A 23,590-nucleotide genomic window follows, 5' to 3' on the forward strand; every position below is an offset into this window, starting at 1 on the left:
GGACCTATCGTCCGATCGTTTGGACGCCGGGATCCGGCATCCGGTGGCGCTCGCGGCGGATGGCGACCGGCCCCGGCCCCGCACACCCTCGACCGACCCCGTCGAGATCGCCCGCGCCTAGAGCAGCACGGCCTTCGGAAACTCCGCCGCGAGGTGGTCGAGAAAGGCCCGCACGGACGGAAGCAGGCCTTGGCGGTAGGGAATGAGGGCCGTCAGGGTGGAGTCGCCCGCGACCCAGTCGGGCAGAACGCGCCGCAGGGCACCCGAGCGGACGGCCTGACGACAGATGTAGCTCGGCAGAGCGACCACGCCGATGCCGCGGATGGCGGCCTGCTGCAGCCCGACCATGTCATCGCCCATCAGCCGCGGGCTCAACGGCAGTACCGCCTCCTCCCCGGCGCGGCTCGCGTGCCGCAGCCGCCAGACCGGCGCGACCCCGGTCCGCATCATGAACAGGGATGGATGGTCCCGAAGGGCGTCCGGGTTGTCCGGCGCGCCGTTCTCGTCGAGGTATGCCGATCCCGCGAACAGGAACCAGGGCGCCGGCGCCAGGGTACGCTGGACGAGGTTCGAGTCCGGCAGCGGATCCGTATGGGCCCGCACGGCGATGTCGAAGTTCTCGCCGACGATGTCGACGGTGCGGTCCGCACCGTGGGCCACGACATTCACCTTCGGGTGGCGGACGAGGAAGTCCGCGATGATGTCCGCCGGGCGAATTGCATGGTCGCGACGCCGGCCGTGCACCGCACCGTGCCGGTCGGCTCCGTCAGGCGCTGGCGGATCGTCGTCTCCGCCAGCTCCGCCTCTCTGAGCATCGCGACCGCGTGGCGGTAGAAGTCCTCGCCCGCATCCGTCATGCCGAACCGGCGCGAGGTCCGGTTCAGCAGCCGGACGCCGAGGGCGCCCTCCAGCTGCTGGAGGCGGTGGCTTAAGGTGGATTTCGGCACGCGCAGCGTCCGCCCGGCGGCCGTGAAGCCGCCGCGATCGACGACCTGCACGAAGTAGAAGAAGTCGTTCAGGTCGAGCACGCCGCCCCCTCATCGTCCAAACCTATGGACGCTGGGTTCGAATTGTTGCGGCTTCTGGGCCGCCGGTCCAGCCGATAGCTCTTGCTCGTCGCCGGCCCCGACGGGCCTTGAGCAGGAGGATACGATGACCGCTCGCGCCTACGAACCGCTCACCGCCGAGAACGCAGCCCTCGTCCTCGTCGACCATCAGGTCGGCCTGATGACGGGCGTGCGGGACTATTCGACGGGCGAGCTCAAGCACAACGTGATCGCCCTGGCGAAGGCCGCCGCGGTGCTCGGCCTGCCCATCGTGGTCACCACGACGGCGCGCGACAGCCTATGGGGTCCGACCTTCCCCGAGTTGGTCGCGGCGTTGCCCGGAAACGAGATCATCGACCGCTCGTCGGTGAACGCCTACGACGACGCGCGCGTCGCTCGGGCCATCGAGGCCACGGGCCGCGAGAAGCTGATCTTCGCCGGCATCTCGCTGGAGGTCTGCGCGGCTTTCCCGGCCATGACAGCCGTCGCCCGCGGCCTCGACGCCTACGTGGCTGTCGACGCCTCCGGGACGTTCAGCGAGACCAAGCGCCAGGCCGGCCTTCTCCGTATGGCCCAGGCGGGCGTGGTCCTGTCCGACTACGCGACGCTGATGGTCGAGATCCTGAAGGACAACGCCCGCCCGGAGGCGGGCCCGGTCTACGCGGCCTTGGACATGCCCTGGGCGACCTTGGTCGGCCAGGTCGCCGCCTCCTTCGGCAGAGTGGACGGCGGAGCGAATGCTTGACCGTTCCCGACACGTGTCAGTTTGCGGCCGCCGCCTGTCCCACAGCGGTCGGCAAGCGGGCGCGCCAGCGGTGTCTGCCGGCCCCTGCTCGACGCAACAATCGAAGCAACACGCGCGTAAGGCCGAGCTCTTAAATCCTTCATTAACCAAAGGCCCGAACGGCCACGAGGGGGAACAGACATGACCACCATCATCGCACGACTGCTGATCGTCATCAGCGTGATCGGCGCCATCGCCTGCGCGCCGATGCTGACGCCCGCATCCGCAGCCGGTCTCCTCGCGCAGACGAGGTGAGCCGTCATGGGCATGCAGTCCGTCATCCTGCTGGTCATCGCCGGCAACTTCGCCTGCGCCTCCCTCATCCCGTATCTGGCGATGACCGGAGCCTGAAGGCGTCGCCTCGGTAGATCTCTCACCCTACGGAGCCGATCATGAGTATCTCGAAGACCGCTTGCCTCACCGCTGTCCTCGGCCTCGTCTCCGACATGGCCTTTGCCCAGCCACAGGCGAGCCAGGAGAACCTGAAGCGCCACTGCATAGGAGATTACCTGGAACATTGCGGCCAGTTCTCGCCCGACGGCGGGGAAGTCCAGGCCTGCTTCCGCGAGAGAGTCGGCCTCCTGACACCGAATTGCTCGATGGCCATCGCCGCTTACCAAGAGGAGCAGAAGGCCGCGAATCCGATCCGGAAGGTCCGCGCCGCACGGTGAAGTCATCCCTTCGCGTCTTCGATAAGGTCAGCCGAGCCGGCATCTGCGAAATCCGGCGCGGCACGGAATTCGCCCGTGTCTACCGTCGCCTGCCCTGACCGGGATGCGACCCGCCGCAGGGTATCAACCTTATCGCGCCCGACAGCCCTCGGCGAATGGGGTTGGATGACCGGTACCGCAAGCCAGCGCACGCGGTGCGCGTTCGCCGCGCACAGTCGAAGCGCGATGCGAAATCCCCTGCGCCGGATCGTGGCGGAGTCCGCCGCTTCTCGAGATTGGGCGCGAATGGAAGCCGAGGTCGGCTTTCCCACACTTGATGCCCAGAAGCGGACAGACGGAAGACCACCCCGAACTGCCGTTCCGGGAGCGACCCGAACCGGTCACTCAGGTCACGAGAATGACGGCCGGGACGCGGACGCGCCCGGTTGCGTGTCTCGGCTGTGCGCCTGCCGGTAGTCACGCGGGCTCATGCCGTAGCGATCCTTGAAGCGGCGCGCGAAATGCGCCTGGCTGCTGAAACCGCAGCCGTAAGCCAGCATGCCGATCGACAGGTGGGCGCAGGCCGGATCGCCCAGGCGCTTGGCTGCCGCCTCCAGGCGGCGTCCCCAGATGTAGTCGGAGATGTGCCGGCCGCGCTCGTGGAACAGTTCCTGGAGCCGGCGCAGCGACACGCCCATCGCGGCGGCGAGTTGCGGCGGATCCAGGTTCGGGTCGCTCAGGTTCGCCTCGACATAGGCCTTGGCGCGCTGGACCGTGACGTTGCCGTGAACGGAACGGGGTACCTCCTGCGCCATCCGTTCGGCGAGGCTCGCTATGATCAGGTCCGTTCCGATCGCCGCCATGCGCACGGCCGCGTCGGGCGTGAGCTGATCGCCCATGCGCACCAGCTCCTGGAGGAAGGTGTTTGCCAGGGTCGTGGAGGCGAGGTCCGCGCCGACCGTGAGTGCACAGTACAGCCGGGACGGACCCAGCATGGCCTCGAAGCGCTCGCGCGGCAGATCGATGACGAGGGAGATGCCCGTGTCGGCCTCGCAGACGGCCGGGCGTGCGTCGATAACGACGAAGTCGCCCGTCCGGAATACAGCCTCCCGATCGCCTTGCTGGATGGCGTCCTGGCCGGAGAGCTTCATGGACGCGTAGAGGCGGTCGGGCTGCCCATAGCGCCGAATCGCGTCGGGGGTCGCTTCAGTCCGCATGGCGGTGTGTGCCATCTTGGAGATCGGCACAGGCCCGATGCTGGTGACGTCCAGCCTGCCCTGAAACGGAACCCCGTGAAGGGGTTGCTGGTCGATCGGGATCAATCGCTCGCAGATCGTCTCGCGCCAGCGCCGGAACGCGTCCTTGGGGTGAATTCCCTCTGTCGAGAAGAAGGGTTGCATGCGTAGCCTCGGCACGCAGCGCGCCATCCCCAAGCGCAGACTGCGGATCCGGAGGGTTATTGTATATAATCTATCATCTCAAGACCGCGGTGCCGGGTGCTTCGCGGCGGTTCTGTCCGCGTCTCAATCAATGCCGTCGGTAAGCGCACCGGCAGGAAACCGCCCGGAGCTGCCACTCCGATCGCACCCAAGCCTGACACGGGACCACCCCGCGGGGGCCGGTCACCGTCTCGGAATCCCTCCGTCCCCGCCAGCGTTGTCGGAGCCGCCGCAACGGCCGCGCTCTTCCCGATGCCTCGATCGTCCAGACGACACGGGGTCACCGCCGGGCGACGAGGTCCGCGGCGAGCCGCCACCCGAGCGTCCGGCCGATTCGCGCTCGGACCCTGGGTTCGAGCGTGCCGGATCGCGAGCAGCTGGTCGTCGCGCGCCGGCCTACGATCCGCGCAGGTAGCTCAGCGGCCGACCGGTATCCGGATGCGGCATGACGCCCATCGGGATGTCGTACACGGCGCGCAGCGTGTCGGGGTTCATCAGCGTGCCGGGCGGCCCGTCCGCGATGAGGCGTCCCGAGTGCAGCGCCAGGATGCGGTCGCAGACGCGCGCCGCCATGTTCACGTCGTGCAGGACCACCACGACGCCGAGCCCGTCACGATGGGCCAGATCGCGCACGAGGGCGAGGATCTCGACGGCGTGGGCGACGTCGAGGGCCGAGATCGGCTCGTCGAGCAGCAGGCAGGCGGGCTCCTGCGCGATCATCATCGCGAGCCAGACGCGCTGCCGCTCACCGCCCGAGAGCGTGTCGACGAAGCGGTCCGCGAAGGCGGCGACGCCGGTGGCGGCGAGCGCCCGCCGGACCGCCTCGCGATCCCGGTCGGCGACGCGGCCGAGGGCGCCGTGCCAGGGATAGCGCCCCAGCGCCACGAGCTCGCGCACGGTCATGCCCGGGACCGGCGGGAGCGCCTGCGGCAGATAGGCGACCTCGCGCGCGAAGGCGCGGTCCTCCCAGGCACTGAGGGCGCGATCCGCGAACGCGATCCGGCCGGCGGTCGGCGCCTGCTGGCGGCCCAGCAGCTTGATCAGGGTCGACTTGCCGGACCCGTTATGGCCGATCAGGCCCACCACCTGCCGCGGCTGGATCACGAGGTCGAGGGGATGCAGCAGGGTGCGTTCGGGGAGTCCGAAGCTCGCGCCCTGCAGGGTGAAGAGCGGGGGGGCGCCCGCGGCTTCCGCCGTCGGCGCGCCCCGCGGCCGCGCGACGACCGGCGCATCGGGACCGTTCATGCGGGCCTCCTCGGGCCGTCCGTTCCCGCCGGACCCGCTTCGGGGCGTGCCGGCAGGGGGCAAGCGTTGCAGAGGCTCTGGTCGGGGATGAGGTAGCGGAGGCAGCAGACCTTCCGCACCCGACGCGGCGGCGCGCCCGCCGGCGCGTCCCCCGCCTCCGGGACGTAGCGGATCGGCGCGAACAGCGGGTTGGGCGCGCCGGACCGGCGGCGGCTCGTCAGGACGCTCGCGGCGGCCGCGTGCCCGGTCCGGCCCGCCTGCGGGAGCCCCTCGGTGCGGCGCACCACGAACTCGAAGATGTTGCCGGCATTGCTCCACAGCACGCGCGGCGCCACGCCCGAGACCGCCGCCAGGGCACCGACCAGAGGCGCCAGGTGCGCGTCGATCAGCGCGCCGAAGCGATCCGCCGGCGCCCTCTCCCCGGTCTGCCCGCCGGGCCCGTCGCTCCCCGCGGCGGGGTCGCGCAGCTTGAGCGCCCGCGTCAGCCCGCCGTCGTCCGGGACGATCTCGACGGCGTCGAGGGCCACGGGCAGGACGAGGTCGAGCACGATGTTGGCGGCGAGCGCGGGCACCACCAGCATCGAGAAGTGCTGCTTCGCCCAGATCGACGCGACGGCGCGGGGCTCCGGCGCCGCGAAGGTGCGGGCGAACCGGTCGAGCTGGTCGGTCAGGACGCGCGGATCGAGCAGGTCGGCGCCCCTCACGGAGGGGCGCGGATCCTCCGCGGACACGATCCGATCCCGGTAGCCCTCGAGGGGGCCGACGAACAGGGCGTTCAGCGGGGAGAGAATCATCGGCGCAGCATCAGCCAGACGAAATAGGCGCCCCCGAGAACCGTCGCGACGAGGCCGGCAGGCAACTGCCACGGGAAGGCCGCGACGCGCCCGAGCCAGTCGGCCAGCACCATGATCAGGCCGCCGGCGAGCGTCGCCGCCACCAATTGCTCGGCGGCCCGGCTGAAGCCCAGGCCGCGGGCGAGGTGCGGCCCCATCAGCCCGACGAAGCTCAGCGGGCCGACGAGCAGGGTCGCGGCGCCGGTCAGGATCGCGGCGACCGACAGGACCGTCAGGCGCGCCCGCGCGACCTGGAGCCCGACGGCCCGGCTCGTCTCCGCCCCGAGCGGCAGGATCGTGAGCCAGCGCGCGAGCAGCGGCGTGCCCGCGAGCACCAGGGCCGCGCCGAGGCAGGCGAGCCCGGCCTCGGTCCCGGTGGCGTTGTAGGTCGAGCCCGAGAGCCACGTCAGCAGGGCGGCGGTCCGCGGGTCGGCCGTGGCGAGCAGGAGCGCGATCACCGAGCCGATCAGGCTGGTGAGGGCCGCGCCGACGAGCAGGATCCGCGCGGAGGCGTAGCGCGCCCGGCGGCCCAGGGCCAGGACCGCCAGCAGCGTCGCGAGCGCGCCCGCCGCGGAGGCGGCCAGCATCGCGGCCGGGCCGAGGCCGGGGACGAGGAACAGGACGAGCACCACCACAAGGGCCGCGCCCGCGGAGACGCCGAACAGCTCGGGGCTCGCGAGGGGGTTCCCGGTCAGCCGCTGCAGCAGCCCGCCCGCGTAGGCGAGCATGGCCCCGGCCCCCAGGGCGGCCAGCGCGCGCGGCGCCCGCCAGGCCAGGAGGGCGCCCGGATCGGGGCTCCACAGCCAGCCCTGGGCATCCCGCCCCAGGGTGAGCGACAGGCCGACGGCCGCGAGGGCCAGGATCGCGAGCGCCCCGATGGCGGGCCACGGCCGGGCGAGCCGGAGCGGGATAGGCCCCGGCGCCGGCGGCGCCTCGCGCGCCGTGCGCAGGCCCAGGATGAGGCCGACCAGCAGGGGCGCGCCGACGAGGGCGGTGACGGCGCCGGTCGGGACACCGCTGCGTCCGATGAGCCGCTGCACGAGCTGATCGGTCAGGACGAGCAGCACCGCCCCGGCGACCGGCCCCCAGAGCAGGCGGTCGCGGAGCCGGCGGGCGCCGCCGTAGCGGGCGATGGCCGGCCCCGCCAGGCCGACGAAGCCGATCACCCCGAGATACCCGGTCACGCTGGCGCCGACCGCGACGCCGAGGGCGAGGGCGGCGAGCCGCGTGCCGGCGGTGGAGACGCCGAGGCCCCGCGCCCCGGCATCGCCGAGCTCGATCAGGGTCAGCGGGCGCGCCAGCAGGCCGGCCGCGAGGGCCGCGAGGGCGAGGCGCGGGACGAGGCCGCGGACGCCGTCCCAATTGTTCTGGTTCAGCGCGCCGGCCTGCCACGCGTAGAGGTCGGAGAGCGCGTCGAAATGCGCGAGCACCAGCATCCGGTTGGCCGCCTCGGCGGACAGCCCGACCACCAGTCCGGCGAGGATGACGGTGGACGGCGCGTAGCCGCTGCGCCCGCTCAGCAGCAGCACGAGGCCCGTGCACAGGGCCGCCCCGGCGCCGGCGACGGGCTCGTAGCCGTAGATCAGGAGGGCCGGCCACCACAGGGTCGCGAGGGCCAGGGCGAGCTTCGCCCCCGCGAACACGCCGAGGGTGCCGGGCTCGGCCAGCGGGTTGTCGAGCACCTGCTGGAACAGCACGCCGGCGAGGCCGAGGCCGCCGCCCGCCAGGACCGCCATGGCGAGGCGCGGCAGCAGGCTGTCGCGCAGGACGAGCTGCGGCATGTCGCCGTCGGTCGGGTGGAGCAGGGCGGCCCACCACTGCCCGGGCGGCAGGACGGCCGCCAGGTTGGCGTGCAGCAGCGCGGCGCTCACCGCCAGCGCGAGGGCGAGGAGCCCCGCCCCGCGCCAGAGCGGCGAGGCCCCGGACCCGTCGGCTCGCGCCCGCCGCGCTCCGGCCCCGGCCGCGCTCACGCCGGGGCCTTCCCGAGCGCCGCGGCGACCTGACGGGCGAAGCGCGCGGCCGACGGCAGGCCGCCGTTCGGATGGACGACCGGCATGCGGATCACGCGGCCGGCGCGCACGGCGGGCAGCGCCCGCCAGAGCGGGCTGTCGTCGAGGCGCCCGAGGGCGCGCGCGGTCTCGGCGCCGCGGTCGAAGTGGATCAGCGTCGCGTCGGGCACCTCCGCGAGGTCCTCGACCGCGGCGAGCGCCGTGCCCGCGCCGCTCTGCCGGCCGGTCCAGGCATTGGTCAGGCCGAGGCGCTGGGCGACTGCGCCGACGGTGCTGCGCGTGCCGAAGACGGCCAGCTGCCGCCCATCGTCGCGGAAGCGGCAGATGTAGACCGGGCGCCCGGTCCGGCCCGCGAGCGCGGCCCGGGCCTCGGCGAGCACCCCGTCGGTCCCGGCGACCAGCGCCCGCGCCGCCGCGGCGCGGTCGACGCGGTCCCCCAGGTCGCGGGTCAGCGCGTCGAGGTGGTCGATCGGCTCCCGCGCGCCCGCGACGATGGGCAGCGCCACGACCGGGGCGATCCGGGTCAGCGCGACCTGGATCTGCGCCTGCCACGGCGCGGCGAGGATGAGGTCGGGGGCGATCAGGCTGAGGAACTCGAGGTTCGGCTCCTGCAGGGGGCCGAGGTCGAGGACCGAGTCCGGCAGGGGCGGCTGCGCGATGAGCTTCTCGTAGAGCGGCCGGTTGGCGATCGCCACCGGGACGAGGCCGATGGCGAGGAGCGTCTCGGCGAACAACCCGTCGAGGGCGACCACGCGGGCGGCGGGCGCGCCGCCCGTCTCCGCCCGCCGCGGGTCGTCGGACGCGCCCGCGGGAGACGCGGCGAGGCCGCCCGGGACGAGACTCAGGACGCCCGCGGCGAGGCCGGCGAGGAGGGCGCGACGATCGCCGCGCGGGCGGCTCATCCCCATGCGCCGGCCCGTGCGCCGACTCGGGCGAGCGGGCGGCGGATCCGCCCGCGGCACGCCTCCGCGCGCCGCGCCCGGCCGGTCCGCGGGACGGCGAGCCTCATGGATGCGCTCCCTGCCGCTCCCAGGCGCGGATCCCGCCGGCGGCGGGCGCGCGCGCCGGGGCGACCGCGCCCCCGTGCCCGTCCTGATCGAGCAGGCTGTCGACGATCTCCTGCGCGCGGACCGGCAGGACCGAGAGCAGGGTGTCGCTCAGACCGTGCGAGGTCTCCGAGTAGCCCTGGACGTAGATGCGCGGGACGAAGCCGGGGCGGGTCGGGACGCGGTAGTCGCGCGCCAGGTCCGGCCCGTCGCGGTAGGGCGCGAGCGGTTCGAGGATCGCCGGGTTCGGGTCGCGCGCGTACCCGGTCGCCAGGACGATGCCGTCGTAGCTGCGCTCCGCCTCGACCTCGGCGTAGCGGTCGACGGTCCGCAGCCTGATCCCGCTTGCCTCGCCGACGGCCGAGAGGATCTCGCTGCGCGGCCGCAGGTGCAGGCGCTGCGGCCCGGAGACCTTCTCCCGGTAGACGATGACGTGGAGCGCCTTGAGCAGGTCGGCGTCGATCACCGCGTAGTTCGTGTTGCGGTAGCTGCGCACGATCGCCGCCCGCCGCTCGCTCGGCTGCGCGTACACGAAGTCGGTGCGGTCGGGGTGGAAGATCTCGTTGACGAACGGCGTCGCGTCCGAGGGCCGGAGGGCGTGGCCGCGGAAGACGAGATCGACCTGCAGCTGCGGGAAGCGGGCGTGGAGATCGTGGCCGATCTCGGCGGCGCTCTGGCCGCCGCCGATCACCGCCACGCGGGCGCCCGGGCGCGACAGGTCGAGCGGGCTGCCCGGGCCGCGCCGGTCGACATGGTCGAGGTAGCGGCTCGAATGGCAGAGCCGGGGATCGCGCGCCAGGGCGGCGAAGGCGGCGGGCACGTGCGGGGCGCCGCCCACCGCGAGGGCGAGGTCGCGCGTCTGGCGGCGGATCTCGCGGCCCGCGGCGTCGCGGGTGACGACCCACAGGGTCTCGACCGTCCCGTCCGGTCCCGGCCCGGGCTCCACCGCGACCGCGGTCTCGCCGTAGTCGCACCGGTCGGCGAAATGGTCCGCCACCCAGCGGAGATAGTCGTTGAACTCGATCCGGCTGGGATGAAACGTCCCGAGATCGATGAAATCGTGCAGTCGACCCTGGCTGTGCAGGTAGTTCACGAAGGTCAGCGGGCTCGTCGGGTTGCGGAGCGTGACGAGGTCCTTGAGGAACGAGATCTGCATGTCGCTGCCCGGCAGCAGCATGCCGCCGTGCCATCGGAAGTGCGGCTGCCGCTCCAGGAAGCGGTACCGGAGGCCGCGCGCCGCCGGGGTCTCGGCCAGGGCGATCGCCAGGGCGAGGTTCGAGGGCCCGAAGCCGACCCCGATGACGTCGCAGAGCGGTGCGGCGCGCGCGGTCATCCGATCGTCTCCTCGTCCGCACGACGGGGTGGGAGCCGGGGCGCGCGGCGGGATGCGCGGCGATCCTCGCCGCCGCGGCGCACGGGGGCGGCGCCTCCCTCGGGGGAGCCGCGCGTTCCCCCGGCGGGACCGCTCGCAGGCGACCGGAAGCTGGTTCGCGCACACGCCACTGACCGCGTCCCCCGCCAAGCCCCGGACCACAGAACACCCGCCGGCCGCACCCGCCGGCCGCACCCGCCGGCCGCACTGCGTAGCGCGAACCGCCACAGTGATTCAAGGTCTCCGGAAAACACTTCGGACGATCGAGCAGTAATGAATTAAATTAGAACATTTCAAATATGTAAAAGGGCCCTTGAGTCCGGCGATCTTTCGGCCATGTTATGCGCCGACAAGCGAAGTTCATTGATTCATTGGCGAGGCTGCTCGCAGCTTTCACCTGAACGGGATGCATCGATGGCGTTCGATCGCGAAGATACGCTGTTCTACGTGGTGGTGAATCACGAGGAGCAATACTCGATCTGGCCGAGCTACCGCGACATCCCTGACGGGTGGCGCGCCGTGGGCGATCCGCGCGCGAAGGCCGATTGCCTGGCCTACATCGACGAGGTCTGGACCGACATGCGGCCCCTGAGCCTGCGCCGACACATGGAGGCGCAGGAGCGGGACGCGGGCGGCGCGCGGGCGTGACCGTGCCGGGACGAGTCCGGCTGTTCTGCCTGCCCTACGCGGGGGCGAGCGCCGCGGTGTTCGCGCAGTGGCGCCGCGGCCTGCCCGACGCGGTCGACGTCAGGCCCGTCGAGCTGCCGGGGCGCGGCTCCCGGATCGGCGAGGCGCCCTGCACCGACCCGCGGGCGCTGACGCGGCGCCTCGCGGACGAGGTCGCCGGTTCCGTCACGGGCTCCTACGCGCTGTTCGGGCACAGCCTGGGCGCGCTGCTCGCCTTCGAGCTGGCGCACGAACTCCGCGACCGCGGGTTCGCGGCGCCGCGCACGCTGTTCGCCTCCGGATGCGCCGGACCGGCGGTGTGCGACGGGGCGTATTTCCGCCGCCCGCGCAGCGACGCGGACCTGCGCGACGCGCTGTCCGCCTACGGCGCGACGCCGCCGGAGGCGCTGGCCGATCCCGCCCTGATGGCCCTGGTGCTGCCGGTGCTCCGGGCCGATTTCCGGCTGCGCGGCGCCTACACCTACGCGGCGCGCCCGGCGCTGGACTGCCCGATCCAGGCGCTCGGCGGGACGCGGGACGACGTCGCCCGCGCCGACCTCGAGGCCTGGGGCCGCGAGACGCGCGGCCCCTTCGACCTCGCGCTGTTCGAGGGCGACCACTTCTTCATCCACGCGCGGCGGGGGCCGGTGCTCGACCTCGTCGGCCGGCGGATCGGCGCGCGGGCCGAGGCCGCGGCCTGAGGCGGCCGCGCCCGCCCATCGGCGGCGCGCGGGCCGGCGGCGCGAACGAACGGGATGTCACCATGGAGGACGCCGTGATGGAACTCGTGACCAAGCCCCTGCGGGACGAGGGTCCTCTGCCGCTCCTGGTCACGCCGCCGGAGGGCGCCGCGGGCGCGGCGCTCGCGGACGCGCTGCCGGCGATCCGGGCCGCGGCCGAGGCGCACCTCCACGCCGCGGGCGGCCTGCTGCTCCGCGGCTTCAGCCTCGACGGGCCCGACGCGTTCCGCAGCTTCGCGGCGGGCTTCGGCCACGACCTCCTGAGCTACGAGTTCGGCTCGACGCCGCGCAGCGCCGTGACCCAGGGGGTCTACACCTCGACCGAGTACCCGCCCCACCAGCACATCCCGCTGCACAATGAGCAGGCCTACGCCCGCGACTGGCCGATGAAGATCTGGTTCTACTGCCAGCAGGCGGCGCCCGAGGGGGGCGAGACGCCGCTGGCCGACAGCCGCGCCATCTACCGCGCCGTGCCCGAGCCGATCCGCGCGCGCTTCGCCGAGCGGGGCCTGATGTACGTGCGCAACTACGGCAACGGGCTCGACGTGGCCTGGGAGCAGGTGTTCGGCACGCAGGACCGGGGGGCGGTCGAGGCGTACTGCGCCGGCCACGGGATCACCTGCGAGTGGAAGCCGGACGGCGACCTCCGCACCCGGCAGGTCTGCCAGGGCACCGCCCGCCACCCCGAGACCGGCGAGCCGGTGTGGTTCAACCAGGCCCACCTGTTCCACGTCTCGAACCTCGAGCCGGAGGTGCGCGCGACCCTCCTCGACCTCGTCGACGAGCCGGATCTGCCGCGCAACGTCTACTACGGCGACGGCAGCCCGATCCCCGACGCGGATCTCGACGCGATCCGCGCCGTGCTCGCCGCGCACACCGTCGTCTTCCCCTGGCAGTCCGGCGACGTGGTGATGCTGGACAACATGCTGACCGCCCACGCGCGGACACCCTTCAAGGGCCCGCGCAAGGTCGTGGTGGCGATGGCGCAAGCCGGCCGCGCGCAGTGATGGCGGCGGCGTTCGCCTTCGCGGAGCCCGGGTCCGCGCCAGGGACCGCGCTGTGGCGCGCCCTCGCGCGGGGCGCCCGCGCCCGGCTCGTGCTGGCCGGCGCGGCGAGCCTCGTCGGCGGGATCGCCACGACGGGCCTGATCGTGCTCATCAACGGGGCGCTCCACGCGTCCGAGCCCGCCCGGGCCGACCGGATCGCCGCCTTCGCGGCGACCGCCCTCCTCGCCTGCGCGGCGCTCGTCGTCTCGCGCGCGCTCTTCGCCGATCTCGGGCAGCGCGGGCTCGCCGATCTCCGGTCCGCGATCGCCGCGCGCGTCCAGGCCGCCGCGTTCGCGGATCTCGAGGCTGTGGGGAGCGCCCGGGTGCAGGCGCTGGTGACCGAGGACGCCAACCAGGTCGCCAACTTCCTCACGGCGCTGCCCGTGCTCGTCACCAACTGCGCGGTGGTCGCGGCGACCCTCGCCTATCTCGGCTACCTGTCGTTCCCCCTGTTCCTGGCCTCGGCCCTCACGATCGCCCTGGGGGCCGCGGGCTACTCCGCCTGCTACGGCCGCGTCACGCGGCACCTCGCCCGGGCCGGGGCGGAGCAGGACCGCCTCGTCGGACATTTCCAGGCGCTGCACGGCGGCGCCAAGGAGCTGCGCCTCAACCGGGAGAAGGGGCGCCACTTCCTCGACGCGGTCCTGGCGACCGCGATCGCCCGCGTCGCCGACCACCGCCGGCGCGGCCTCGCCCTCCTCGCGCTGGCGGCGGGCTGGGGCCGCATCCTGTTCCTGGCCCTGATCGGGCTCGCGCTGTTCGTCCCCGGGACCGGCGCGCAGAGCCCGGCGGTGACGACCGGGTACGTCATCGCCCTGCTCTACCTGATGGGGCCGCTCGAGGCGGTGCTGAACACGATGCCGCTCGTCAACCTCGCCCGCGTCGGCGCGCGGCGGATCGAGGCGGCCTTCGCCGAGCTGCCGCCCGAGCCGGTCGGCGATCCGGGGACAGGCCCGGCCGCGCCCCGGCGCGACGCCACCGTGACCCTGCGAGGCGTGACCCATCACCGGGCCGATCCGCAGACCGGCGACCGCTTCGACCTCGGCCCGGTCGACCTGACGCTGCGCCCCGGGGAGATCACCTTCCTGGTCGGCGGCAACGGCTCCGGCAAGACCAGCCTCGCCCGGGTGATCGCCGGCCTGCATCCGCCGACCGGCGGGACGCTGTGCCTGGACGGTCGCCCGGTGGCGGGCGCGGCCCTCGCCGGCTACCGCGCGCACGTCGCGGCCGTCTTCTCCGATTTCCACCTGTTCGAGACGCTGCTCGGCCGGCCGGACGCCGCGCGCGAGGCGCAGGCGCGCGCGTGGCTGACGCGCCTCGGCCTCGACGGCCGCGTCAGCCTCCGGGACGGGGTCTTCTCGACCCGCGATCTCTCGACGGGCCAGCGCAAGCGGCTCGCCCTCCTGGTCGCCTGCCTGGAGGACCGGCCCGTCATGATCTTCGACGAGTGGGCCGCCGACCAGGATCCCGACTCCCGGGCGGCCTTCTACGAGACGCTCCTCCCGGAGCTGGCCGCCGAGGGCCGGACGATCCTCGTCGTCACCCACGACGACCGCTGGTTCGACCGGGCCGACCAGGTCGTGAAGCTCGAGCGCGGCCTCGTGGTGGAGCACCGCGCCGCCGCGCCGCGCGGCCGCCAGGCGGGAGCCGGCGCGTGAGCCGCGCGCACCGCGCGCCGTCGCCGCACCGGCCCGCGCCGGACGACAGCCTCGTGGCGATCCTGCGGGCGCGGGCGGCCGCCACGCCCGACCGGCTGACCCTGCGCTTCCTCACAGACGGGCGCGCGGTCGGGGCGTCCCTCGACTACGCGGAGCTCGACCGGCGGGTCCGCGCCCTCGCGGCGCGCCTCCAGCGCGACGCCGAGCCCGGCGCGCGGGCGCTCATCGCCCTGCCGAGCGGGCCCGACTACGTCGTGGCGTTCTTCGCCTGCCTCTACGCGGGCCTCGTCGCCGTGCCCTCCTTCCCGCCGGAGACGCGGGATCCGCACCACGCGGCCCGCCTCGCCCTGATGATCGCCGACATGGCACCGCGCCACGTCCTGACCGATCGGGCGAACCGCGAGACCGTGGCGGCGACCTGCGCGGGCAGCTCCGTAAGCGCGATCGTCTGTGTCGACGCGGTCGGCAGCGCCGGGGCGGAGGCGTGGCGGCCGGTCCCGTGCCCGCCCGACACCCTCGCCTTCCTGCAGTACACCTCGGGCTCGACCGCGAATCCCAAGGGCGTCGAGGTCACGCACGGCAACATCGTCGCCAACGCCCGCTGGCTCGCCGAGGCGATCGCGCCCGGCCCGGACGACGTCTTCGTCTCCTGGCTGCCCCTCTACCACGACATGGGCCTGATCGCGGGGCTGATCGAGCCGATCTTCGCCGGCGCGCCGCTCGTGCTGATGAGCCCGCAGGCCTTCCTCGCCCGGCCCGCCTCGTGGCTCGAGGCGATCGGCGCGCATGGCGGCACGATCAGCGGCGGCCCGGACTTCGCCTACCGGCTGGCCTGCGAGCGCGTCGGCGCCGCCGCGCTGGCGGAGCTCGACCTCGCCGGGTGGCGCGTCGCCTACAGCGGTGCCGAGCCGATCCGGCCCCGGACCCTCACCCGCTTCGCCGAGCGCTTCGCCCCGGCGGGCTTCGCGCCGACGGCGCTCAGCCCCGCCTACGGCCTCGCCGAGGCGACCCTCCTCGTCGCGGCGAAGCCCCGGGGCACGCCGTGGCGCCGGCTGAGCGTCGCGCCGGCGGCGCTGGCGGCCGGCCGCGCCGTCGCCGACGAGGCCGGCACCGCCCTCGCGAGCAGCGGCCGGCCGGTCCGGCCCGAGCACCTGCGGATCGTCGACCCGCGCACGGGCCTCCCCTGCCCCGACGGGACGGTCGGCGAGATCTGGCTCAGCGGCCCCTGCGTCGCGCGCGGCTACTGGAACAACCCGGAGGCGACCCGCGCGACCTTCGTGCCCCGCGACGGCGCGACCTGGCTGCGGACCGGGGACCTCGGCTTCCTGGACGGCGGCGAGCTCTACGTCACCGGGCGCGCCAAGGACCTCATCATCCTGCGCGGCCACAACGTCTATCCGCAGGACGTGGAGACGGCGGTCGAGGCGCGCGTGCCGGCCCTCCGCCCGGGGCGGGTCGCGGCCTTCGCGGTCGAGGGTCCGGCGGGCGAGGCGATCGGGATCGCCGCCGAGATCGGCCGGAGCGCCGCCGCCCGCGCGCCGGAGATCGCGGCCGCGGTCGACGCCGCGCTGGCGGAGGTGCTGGCCGAGCCGGCGGAACTCGTGGCCCTGCTGGCGCCGGGCACCCTGCCCAAGACCACGAGCGGGAAGCTCCGGCGCGGCGCGTGCCGGGACGGCCTCGCGGCCGGCGACCTCACCCCCCTCCACCTCTACCGGCGCCCGCAGGGTGCCCCGTCGCCGGATGAGCCGCCCCGGAGCGCGACGGAGCGCGCCCTCGCGGCGATCTGGTGCGATCTCCTCGGCCTCGACGAGGTCTCGCGCGGGCGCGGCTTCCTGGAACTCGGCGGCCACTCGCTCCTGGCGATGCGCGCCGTCGACCGCGTCCGCGCCGCCTTCGGGGTCGCCCTGCCGCTGCGCGACCTGTTCGCGGCCCCGACCCTCGCCGACCTCGCGGCGCGGATCGACGCGCTGCCCCGCGACGCGGTGCCGGCGCCCGCGCTCCTGCCGCGCGCGGGCCCGCCCCTCCTGTCGCTCGGCCAGCAGCGGCTCTGGCTGGCCGAGCGGCTCGGCGACCCGGCCGGGCGCGGCGCCTACGTCATGGTCGGACATATCCGGTTCGGAGGCCCGCTGGAGCCCGACCGGCTCGCCGCGGCGCTGCGCCGGGTCGTCGCCCGGCACGACGTGCTGCGGACCGGCTATCCCACCGGCGAGGACGGCCTTCCGGAGCCCCGGATCGCCGAGGCGGTCGCCCTCGACGTGCCCGTCGACGACCTCACCGGCCTCGATCCGGGCGCCCGCGAGATCCGGGTCGCCGCGTGCGAGGCCGCGGAGGCGGCCGCGCCGTTCGACCTCGCCGTGCCGCCGCTCCTGCGCGCCCGGCTCCTGCGCCTGGCCGCCGACGATCACCGCCTCGTCCTGGCCCTCCACCACCTCGTCGGCGACGGCTGGTCGGTCGGCGTGCTGCTCTCCGAACTCGGGGCCGCCTATCGCGGCGCGGAGGCGCCGCCCCTCCCCGTCCAGTACGCGGATTTCGCGCGCTGGCACCGGGCGGCCGTAGACCGCGCGGCGGCGGCCGAGACCGCGTTCTGGCGCGGGCACCTCGCGGAGGTGCCCGTCCTGCTGCCCCTGCCGACCGACCGGCCGCGGCCGGCGGTCCCGTCGCAGGCCGGCGGCTCCGTCCGCTTCGAACTGCCGGGGCCGCTGGTCGCCCGTCTGGCGGAGCTGGGCCGGGCGCGCGGCGCCTCGCCGTTCGTCGTGCTGCTCGCGGGCTTCCAGGCCCTGCTCCATCGGCTGAGCGGGGCCGAACGCTTCGTGGTCGGCACCGACGTCGCGGGGCGACCGCACCCCGATCTGGCCGGGCTGATCGGCTTCTTCGTCAACGTGCTGCCGATCCGGGCGCGCCTCGACGGCGCCCCGTCCTTCGCCGCGCTGATCGAGCGCGTCCGCGAGGACGTCCTCGCCGCCTTCGAGCACGCCACCCTGCCCTTCGACCGGATCGTCGACGCCCTCGACATCCCGCGCGCCCGCGCCCGGCCACCCCTCGTCCAGGCCCTGTTCGTGATGCAGAACGCGCCGCCCGGCGATTTCGGTGTCCCGGGGCTCGCGGCCGAGGCCCGGGCGGCCAGCGCGCACGGCTCGAAATTCGAGATGGCGCTCTTCCTCGACCCGCCCGCGCCGGGGGGCGGGATCGCGGCCGAGTGGGTCTTCGCCACGGCCCTGTTCACCCCCGAACGCGTCGCGCGCCTCGCGGAGGCCTACGCGACCCTGCTCGCCGCCGCAGCCGCCGCGCCCGCGGCCCCGCTCCCGACCCTGCTGCCCGGCCTGCCCGACCTTCTGCCCGCGCTCCCGCCCTCACGAGACCCGGAGGACCCCGTCATGTCGAACACCGCCCCGTCGCTCCCGCGCACCGGCCGCCTGGAAGCGAAGCTCGACAAGCTCAAGGGACTGGGCGCCGGCTCGCCCGCCGCCGCGGCGGGCGAGCCGGCCCGCCTCTCGACCCTGGCGCCCGGGCGCGACTTCCCCCTCGTGATCGAGCCGCTGTCGGCCGACGTCGACGCGGTGGCCTGGGCGACCGCCCAGCGCGACTGGGTCGAGGGCAAGCTGCGCCGCCACGCCGGCCTGCTGCTGCGCGGCTTCGGCATCGCGACCCCGCAGGAATTCGAGGCCTTCGCCGAGGCGCTCCAGCCCGGCCTCTACGGCGGGTACGGCGACCTGCCCAAGAACGAGGGCGGGAAGAACACCTACCGCTCGACGCCCTACCCCGAGCGGGAGATGATCCTCTACCACAACGAGAGCAGCCACCTGCATGCCTGGCCGCGCAAGCAGTGGTTCTTCTGCCAGCAGCCGTCGCCAGTGGGCGGCGCCACGCCCATCGTCGACTGCCGCGCGCTGTACCGGCAGCTGCCGCAGGCGATCGCCGACCGCTTCGAGCGCCTGGGGCTGATCTACGTCCGCACCTTCACGGAGCGCTTCGACGTCGACTGGCGCCGGTTCTTCCACACCGAGGATCGCGCGGCCGTGGAGGCCCGCTGCCGGGCCGAGGGCGTCGACTTCGCCTGGCTCGACGCGGACACGCTCCAGACCCGCACGCGCTGCCCGGCGGTGATCACCCACCCGCTGACCGGCGAGAAGTCGTTCTTCAACCAGGTGCAGCTGCACCACCCGCGCTGCCTCGACCCCGAGGTGCGCGCCGACCTCCTCGGCCTCGTGGGGCCGGAGCGGATGCCGCGCGACGTGCTCTACGGCGACGGCACGCCGATCGAGGACGCGGTGATGGACGAGGTCGGCCGCCTCTACGAGGCGATCGCCGTGCGCTTCGACTGGCGCCCCGGCGACGTCGTGATGCTCGACAACATGCTCGCCGCCCATGCCCGCGACCCCTACGAGGGGCCGCGCCGGATCGTCGTCGCCATGGGCGACATGATCGAGCGCGGCGAGGTCACGGGAGCGGCGGCATGACCGGCGCGGCGATGACCGGCGCGGCGATGACCGGCGCGGCGATGACCGGCGCGGCGATGACTGGGGCGCCGGCCTCCCTCGCGGCGGCGCCGACCCGGGCGCTGACCCCCGAGCAGCGCGCCTGCCTCGACGAGACCGGCACCGCGCCGAATCTCGTCGCCGAGATCGACCTGCCCGGGCCGGTCGAGGCGGACCGCCTCCGCCGCGGCCTCGCCGCGGTCGCCGCCCGCCACGACGTCCTGCGCACCGCCTTCGTGCGCGAACCGGGCTTCCGCGGCCTGCGGCAGGCCGAGGCCGGCGCGCCCGCTATCCCGCTCGATACCGGCGCGCCGCAGGGAGACGTCGGGACCGTCGGCCTCGCGCCGGAGCGCGGCCAAACCCTCGCGGCCGTCCTCCTGCCGGGCGCGACGCCGCGGCTGCGCCTCGTCGCCAGCGCCCTCGCGGTCGATGCCGGCAGCCTCGACCGCGTCCTGTCGGAGGTCGCGGCCGCCTGCGCGGACGACGCGGCACCCGGCGCCGATCCCGAGGCCGCGACCTACGCCCAGTACGCGGAGTGGCGCGAGGCGGTCGCCGCCGACGACGCGGACGGCGAGGGCCAAGCCTACTGGCGGGACCAGATCGGCGCGGGCGCGGCGCCCCTCCGGCTGCCCTATCGCCGCGGGGCGGCCGCCGACGCGGTGGAGGAGCCGGCCGCCGCGATCCGGCTGAGTCGGGCCGTCGACGCCGCCGTCACGGACGCCTTCGCGCGGGCGCTGGCCCGGCCGGACCTCGCCGCGGCCGGCGCCGAGGCCGTGCTCCAGGCCGCGTGGTGGCTGCTCGTGGCGCGCCTCGCCGAGCGGACGGAGATCCTCGGCGGCTGGGCGCACGATTGCCGGCGCGACTACGCGGTCTTCGCCGGCACGGTCGGCGTCTTCACCAAGACGCTGCCCCTGCGCCTCGTCCTCCCGCCGGAGACCAGCGTCTCGGAGGCCGCGGCCGGTCTCGCCGCGCGGCTCGACGAGCACCGCGCCTTCCAGGAACTCTGCCCCCTCGACGCGGCCGGCGACGACCACCGCCCCGCGGTCGGCTTCGCGCTCGCGGCTCAGGGGGCCGCGCAGGACCGGCTCCTGCCCGGACCCGCCGGGTTCGAGCTCTGCCTGGAGCCGGCCCTCGACGCGGAGGGGCGCCTCGCCGCGCTGACCTTGCACGCCGACCCGCGCCGCTACGCGGTGGAGGCCCTGGAGACCCTGCTCGATCAGGTCGAGACGCTGCTCGCCCGCCTGCCCGCGAAGGCCGCGACGCCCTTCGCGACCTACCCGCTCGTCGGCGCGCGCGAGGAGGTGCGCCTGCGCGCCTTCGGCCGCCCGGCCGCCCGCGCCCTGCCGGCAGAGACCCTTCCGGTCCTCGTCGCCCGCCACGCGGCGACGGCGCCGGACGCCCCCGCCCTCGTCGGCGCCGGCCGCACCCTGTCGTACGCCGCGCTGGAGGACCGCGTCGCGCGCCTCGGCGCTTGGTTCGCTGCGCGCGGCGTCGGTCCCGAGCGCGTCGTCGCCCTGGACCTGCCGCGCTCCGTCGACCTCGTGGTGGCGATCCTCGCGGTCTGGCGCGCGGGGGGCGCCTACCTGCCCCTCGACCCGGCCTGGCCGCAGGCCCGCCGCGACCGCCTGATCGCGCTCGCCCGGCCCGCGCTGACCGTGGCGCTCTCGGCCGACCCCGCGGCCGGCCGGCACGCCCTCGGGGCGATCCTCGACGGCCTCGGTGAGGCCCGGCACCCCGCCGAGGCCCGGGACCCCTCCGACATGGCCTGCCTGCTCTTCACCTCCGGCTCGTCCGGGACGCCGAAGGGCGTGGTGATCGAGCACGCCCAGATCCGCGCCTACGCGGAGGCCGTCATCGACGCCCTCGACCTGTCCGGCCACGGGCGCTTCGCGCTGACCTCCACGGTGGCGGCCGACCTCGGCAACACCATGCTGTTCGCGGCGCTGCGCCTCGGCGCCTGCCTCGTGGTCGCCGACGAGGCCGAGATGGCCGACGGCCCGGCCTTCGCGCGCTTCCTGCGCGGCAACGCCGTCGCCTGCGCGAAACTGGTCCCGTCCCACCTCGCCGCCCTCCTCGACGGCGTCGAGGACCCCGCGATGCCCGCCCTGCTGGTGCTCGGCGGCGAGCCGACGCCGGGCGCCCTGGTCCGGCGGATCCGGGCGGCGGCGCCGACGACGCGGATCGCCAACCATTACGGTCCCACCGAGGCCTGTGTCGGCGTGCTGGTGCATCCGGACGCGGCCACCGCGCCGCCGGACGAGAGCCTGCCGCTGAGCCGCGTGCTCGCCGGCAGCGAGGCCTACATCCTCGACGCGGCGGGCGCGCTCGCGCCGACCGGCGCGGTCGGCGTGCTCCACCTCGGGGGCGCCCAGATCTGCCGCGGCTACCTCCCGGGCACGGAGGCCGGCGGCGCGGGCGCGTTCTCGCCCAACCCGTTCGGAGCGGGGCGGCTCTACCGCACCGGCGACCGGGCCCGCCTGCTGCCCGGCGGCCGCCTCGTGCTCGCCGGGCGGGCCGACGACCAGATCAAGCTGCGCGGCCACCGCGTCGAGCCGGGCGAGGTCGAGGCCGCGCTGGCGGGCCTCGCCGGCGTGAGCCAGGCGGCGGTGCGCCCGTTCACGGGGCCGGACGGCGCGACCGGACTCGCGGCCTACGTGGTCGCCGATCCCGAGCGGACACCCGCCGCGCTCCTCGCGGCGCTGGCCGAAACCCTGCCCGCCGCGTGGCTGCCCGCCTCGATCCTGCGCCTCGACAGCCTGCCGCGGCTGGCCAACGGCAAGATCGACCGCGCCGCCCTGCCCCGTCCGGACGCACATCCGGACGGGGGCACGGGCGTCCCGCCGCGCACGGCGCTCGAGACCGTGCTCACCGACGCCATGGCGGAGCTGCTGGGCCTCCCGGCGGAGCGCCTCGGCGCCGCGGGCGACTTCTTCGCGGCCGGCGGCAACTCACTCCTCGTCATCAAGCTGACGGCGCGCATCCGCAAGCTGCTCAAGGTCGAGATCCCCCCGAGCCTGGTCTTCGACCACAGCACGCCCGCGACCCTCGCGGCGGCGCTCGGCACCTACGCCCCGCCGGACGCGATCGAGGAGACGGCGAGCCTGCGCCTGGAACTCGCCGGCCTGAGCGAGACCGAGCGCGCCGGCCTCGCCGGGGTGGGCGCGTGACCGGGGTCGGCGCGCGCGACGCGGCGCGGCGTGCGGCCCTCGCCCGCCTGCTGCGGGAGGACGCCGAGGCGGCCGACGGCATCCCGCGGCACGCCGGCGGCCCGGCGCCCCTGTCGTTCCCGCAGGCGCGGCTCTGGTTCCACCAGCGCTACGACCCGGAGAGCCCGGCCTACCACTCGGCCCGGGCCTTCCGCCTCACCGGCCCCCTCGACGTCCCGGCGCTCGAGGGCGCGTTCCGGAGCCTGATCGCCTGTCACGACGTCCTGCGCACGGCGCTGGCGGATACCGCCGACGGCCCGCGCCAGATCCTGCACCCGCACGTGCCGTTCGAACTCGAGCGCGTCCCGGCCCTCGACGGTGACCCGGGCGCGGCGCTGCGCGCCCTGAGCCGCCGCCCCTTCGATCTCACCCGCGCGCCGCCGCTGCGCGCGGTCCTGTCGGAGGCGGATCCGGCGGGCGGGCGCGTCCTCCTCGTGGTGATGCACCACATCGCGGTGGACGCGTGGTCGACGGCGCGGCTCTTCCGGGATCTGGCGCAGGCCTACCGCGCGGCCCTCGCCGATCCCGCGCGGATCGGGCAGCCGCTGCCTGCCCCGCGCCTGCGCTTCTTGGATTTCGCCGCGTGGCAGCGCGCCCGGTTCGACGGCGCGGCCGGGTCCGCGGCGATCGCGCGCGGGCGCCGCTACCTCGGCGACGCCGTCCCGACCCTGGACCTGCCCCTCGACCATCCCCGCCAGCCCCTGGCGAACCGCCCGGGCAGGCGGGTCGACTTCACCCTGCCCGCCGACCTCGCCGGCGCGGTGGCCGCGTTCTGCCGGTCGCAGGCGTGCCCGCCCTTCGTGGCGCTGCTGGCGGCGTGGCAGGTGCTGCTCGCCCGCCTGAGCGGCCAGAAGGACTTCGCCGTCGGCGTGCCGAACGCCGCCCGCACCCGCCCCGAGCTGCAGGACCTCGTCGGCTTCCTCGTCAACACGCAGGTCTACCGCGTCCGCCTCGATCCGCGCGGGAGCTTCCGCGATCTCTGCGCGCGGCTGCGCGGCGAGGCGATGGCGTTCCTGGCCGAGGACGACGTCCCCTTCGAGCGCCTCGTGGCGGAGACCGGGATCGCGCGCGACGCCGCGACCACGCCGGTCTTCCAGGCGGCGTTCAACTTCCGCCCCAGCCGGGATACCGCCCCCCTCGACCTCGCGGGGGTCGCGGCGGCGCGGATCGACGTCGACGTGGCGAGCGCCAAGTTCGACGTCGCCCTCGACGTCGCCGCCGACGGGACCGGCATCGATTGCCAGCTCGAGTACGATGCCGGCCTGATCGCGGACGCCACCGCCCGGCGCTGGCGCGACGGGTTCCTCGCCCTGCTGCGCTCCCTCGTCGCGGCGCCGGACCGGCCCATCCACGCGGCGAGCGCGCTCACGGCCTC

At 74.9% G+C, this 23,590-nt stretch carries 17 protein-coding genes; 9 read left to right on the forward strand and 8 right to left on the reverse strand.

The window, feature by feature from the left end:
• Positions 1–117: 117 nt before the first annotated feature.
• Together ACLBYG_RS25090 and ACLBYG_RS25095 are read right to left on the reverse strand one after the other, a co-directional pair.
• Positions 118–660, reverse strand: a complete 543-nt coding sequence (locus tag ACLBYG_RS25090) for a LysR substrate-binding domain-containing protein (RefSeq protein WP_447683271.1) — start codon at positions 658–660, stop codon at positions 118–120.
• 5 nt (positions 661–665) lie between these two features.
• Positions 666–1,028, reverse strand: a complete 363-nt coding sequence (locus ACLBYG_RS25095; RefSeq protein ID WP_447683272.1) for a LysR family transcriptional regulator — start codon at positions 1,026–1,028, stop codon at positions 666–668.
• A 124-nt stretch (positions 1,029–1,152) separates the two neighbouring features.
• On the opposite strand from ACLBYG_RS25095, the gene ACLBYG_RS25100 reads away from it, so the two are divergent.
• Together ACLBYG_RS25100 and ACLBYG_RS25105 are read left to right on the forward strand one after the other, a co-directional pair.
• Positions 1,153–1,791 carry an isochorismatase family protein gene (locus ACLBYG_RS25100; protein ID WP_447683273.1) on the forward strand — a complete coding sequence of 213 codons (639 nt, stop codon included), beginning with the start codon at positions 1,153–1,155 and terminating at the stop codon, positions 1,789–1,791.
• A 431-nt stretch (positions 1,792–2,222) separates the two neighbouring features.
• On the forward strand, positions 2,223–2,501 hold the full coding sequence (locus ACLBYG_RS25105) for a hypothetical protein (protein WP_091682775.1): 279 nt from the start codon (positions 2,223–2,225) through the stop codon (positions 2,499–2,501).
• Positions 2,502–2,890: 389 nt separating this feature from the next.
• Here the strand turns inward: ACLBYG_RS25105 and ACLBYG_RS25110 are convergent, their stop codons facing one another.
• The 6 genes from ACLBYG_RS25110 to ACLBYG_RS25135 all read right to left on the reverse strand — a co-directional run bounded on the left by ACLBYG_RS25110 (position 2,891) and on the right by ACLBYG_RS25135 (position 10,385).
• Positions 2,891–3,880, reverse strand: coding sequence for a helix-turn-helix domain-containing protein (locus ACLBYG_RS25110; RefSeq protein WP_091682844.1), 990 nt, complete (start codon positions 3,878–3,880; stop codon positions 2,891–2,893).
• 435 nt (positions 3,881–4,315) lie between these two features.
• Complete coding sequence (locus ACLBYG_RS25115) at positions 4,316–5,164, reverse strand: ATP-binding cassette domain-containing protein (RefSeq protein ID WP_170855236.1); 849 nt, start codon at positions 5,162–5,164, stop codon at positions 4,316–4,318.
• Complete coding sequence (gene fhuF, locus ACLBYG_RS25120) at positions 5,161–5,958, reverse strand: siderophore-iron reductase FhuF (protein ID WP_447683274.1); 798 nt, start codon at positions 5,956–5,958, stop codon at positions 5,161–5,163. The genes ACLBYG_RS25115 and fhuF overlap by 4 nt, the downstream gene beginning before the upstream one ends.
• Complete coding sequence (gene fhuB / locus ACLBYG_RS25125) at positions 5,955–7,967, reverse strand: Fe(3+)-hydroxamate ABC transporter permease FhuB (protein ID WP_447683275.1); 2,013 nt, start codon at positions 7,965–7,967, stop codon at positions 5,955–5,957. The genes fhuF and fhuB overlap by 4 nt, the downstream gene beginning before the upstream one ends.
• Positions 7,964–8,908 carry an ABC transporter substrate-binding protein gene (locus ACLBYG_RS25130; RefSeq protein WP_447683276.1) on the reverse strand — a complete coding sequence of 315 codons (945 nt, stop codon included), beginning with the start codon at positions 8,906–8,908 and terminating at the stop codon, positions 7,964–7,966. The genes fhuB and ACLBYG_RS25130 overlap by 4 nt, the downstream gene beginning before the upstream one ends.
• Positions 8,909–9,011: 103 nt before the next feature.
• Positions 9,012–10,385 (reverse strand): lysine N(6)-hydroxylase/L-ornithine N(5)-oxygenase family protein, encoded by a 1,374-nt coding sequence (locus tag ACLBYG_RS25135; protein WP_447683277.1) that lies wholly within the window; start codon positions 10,383–10,385, stop codon positions 9,012–9,014.
• A 453-nt stretch (positions 10,386–10,838) separates the two neighbouring features.
• Between ACLBYG_RS25135 and ACLBYG_RS25140 the strand changes: the two genes are divergently transcribed.
• From ACLBYG_RS25140 to ACLBYG_RS25170, 7 genes are all read left to right on the forward strand, one after another.
• The gene (locus tag ACLBYG_RS25140; protein WP_020094344.1) at positions 10,839–11,072 is read left to right on the forward strand and encodes an MbtH family protein; all 234 of its coding nucleotides are present in this window, start codon (positions 10,839–10,841) and stop codon (positions 11,070–11,072) included.
• Positions 11,073–11,074: 2 nt separating this feature from the next.
• Positions 11,075–11,791, forward strand: a complete 717-nt coding sequence (locus ACLBYG_RS25145) for a thioesterase II family protein (protein ID WP_447683278.1) — start codon at positions 11,075–11,077, stop codon at positions 11,789–11,791.
• A 62-nt stretch (positions 11,792–11,853) separates the two neighbouring features.
• Positions 11,854–12,837: a TauD/TfdA family dioxygenase gene (locus tag ACLBYG_RS25150; protein ID WP_020094342.1), complete on the forward strand. Its 984-nt coding sequence runs from the start codon at positions 11,854–11,856 to the stop codon at positions 12,835–12,837.
• Positions 12,837–14,534 carry a cyclic peptide export ABC transporter gene (locus tag ACLBYG_RS25155; RefSeq protein ID WP_447683279.1) on the forward strand — a complete coding sequence of 566 codons (1,698 nt, stop codon included), beginning with the start codon at positions 12,837–12,839 and terminating at the stop codon, positions 14,532–14,534. The genes ACLBYG_RS25150 and ACLBYG_RS25155 overlap by 1 nt, the downstream gene beginning before the upstream one ends.
• Complete coding sequence (locus tag ACLBYG_RS25160; protein ID WP_447683280.1) at positions 14,531–18,991, forward strand: condensation domain-containing protein; 4,461 nt, start codon at positions 14,531–14,533, stop codon at positions 18,989–18,991. The genes ACLBYG_RS25155 and ACLBYG_RS25160 overlap by 4 nt, the downstream gene beginning before the upstream one ends.
• Complete coding sequence (locus ACLBYG_RS25165; protein WP_447683281.1) at positions 18,988–22,176, forward strand: amino acid adenylation domain-containing protein; 3,189 nt, start codon at positions 18,988–18,990, stop codon at positions 22,174–22,176. Before ACLBYG_RS25160 ends, ACLBYG_RS25165 begins: the two co-directional genes overlap by 4 nt.
• A partial coding sequence (locus ACLBYG_RS25170) for a condensation domain-containing protein (protein WP_447683282.1) occupies positions 22,173–23,590 on the forward strand: 1,418 nt, incomplete at its 3' end. The genes ACLBYG_RS25165 and ACLBYG_RS25170, both read left to right, overlap by 4 nt.

It is taken from the genome of Methylobacterium sp. D53M (genome assembly GCF_053345625.1).

What these genes read in the sequence shown, in the direction of transcription:
- ACLBYG_RS25100 (WP_447683273.1), top strand. Translation starts at nt 1,153, where the DNA reads ATGACCGCTCGCGCCTACGAACCGCTCACCGCCGAGAACGCAGCCCTC.
- ACLBYG_RS25105 (WP_091682775.1), top strand. Translation starts at nt 2,223, where the DNA reads ATGAGTATCTCGAAGACCGCTTGCCTCACCGCTGTCCTCGGCCTCGTC.
- ACLBYG_RS25110 (WP_091682844.1), bottom strand. Translation starts at nt 3,880, where the DNA reads ATGCAACCCTTCTTCTCGACAGAGGGAATTCACCCCAAGGACGCGTTC.
- ACLBYG_RS25115 (WP_170855236.1), bottom strand. Translation starts at nt 5,164, where the DNA reads ATGAACGGTCCCGATGCGCCGGTCGTCGCGCGGCCGCGGGGCGCGCCG.
- fhuF (WP_447683274.1), bottom strand. Translation starts at nt 5,958, where the DNA reads ATGATTCTCTCCCCGCTGAACGCCCTGTTCGTCGGCCCCCTCGAGGGC.
- ACLBYG_RS25130 (WP_447683276.1), bottom strand. Translation starts at nt 8,908, where the DNA reads ATGAGCCGCCCGCGCGGCGATCGTCGCGCCCTCCTCGCCGGCCTCGCC.
- ACLBYG_RS25135 (WP_447683277.1), bottom strand. Translation starts at nt 10,385, where the DNA reads ATGACCGCGCGCGCCGCACCGCTCTGCGACGTCATCGGGGTCGGCTTC.
- ACLBYG_RS25140 (WP_020094344.1), top strand. Translation starts at nt 10,839, where the DNA reads ATGGCGTTCGATCGCGAAGATACGCTGTTCTACGTGGTGGTGAATCAC.
- ACLBYG_RS25150 (WP_020094342.1), top strand. Translation starts at nt 11,854, where the DNA reads ATGGAGGACGCCGTGATGGAACTCGTGACCAAGCCCCTGCGGGACGAG.
- ACLBYG_RS25155 (WP_447683279.1), top strand. Translation starts at nt 12,837, where the DNA reads ATGGCGGCGGCGTTCGCCTTCGCGGAGCCCGGGTCCGCGCCAGGGACC.
- ACLBYG_RS25165 (WP_447683281.1), top strand. Translation starts at nt 18,988, where the DNA reads ATGACCGGCGCGGCGATGACCGGCGCGGCGATGACCGGCGCGGCGATG.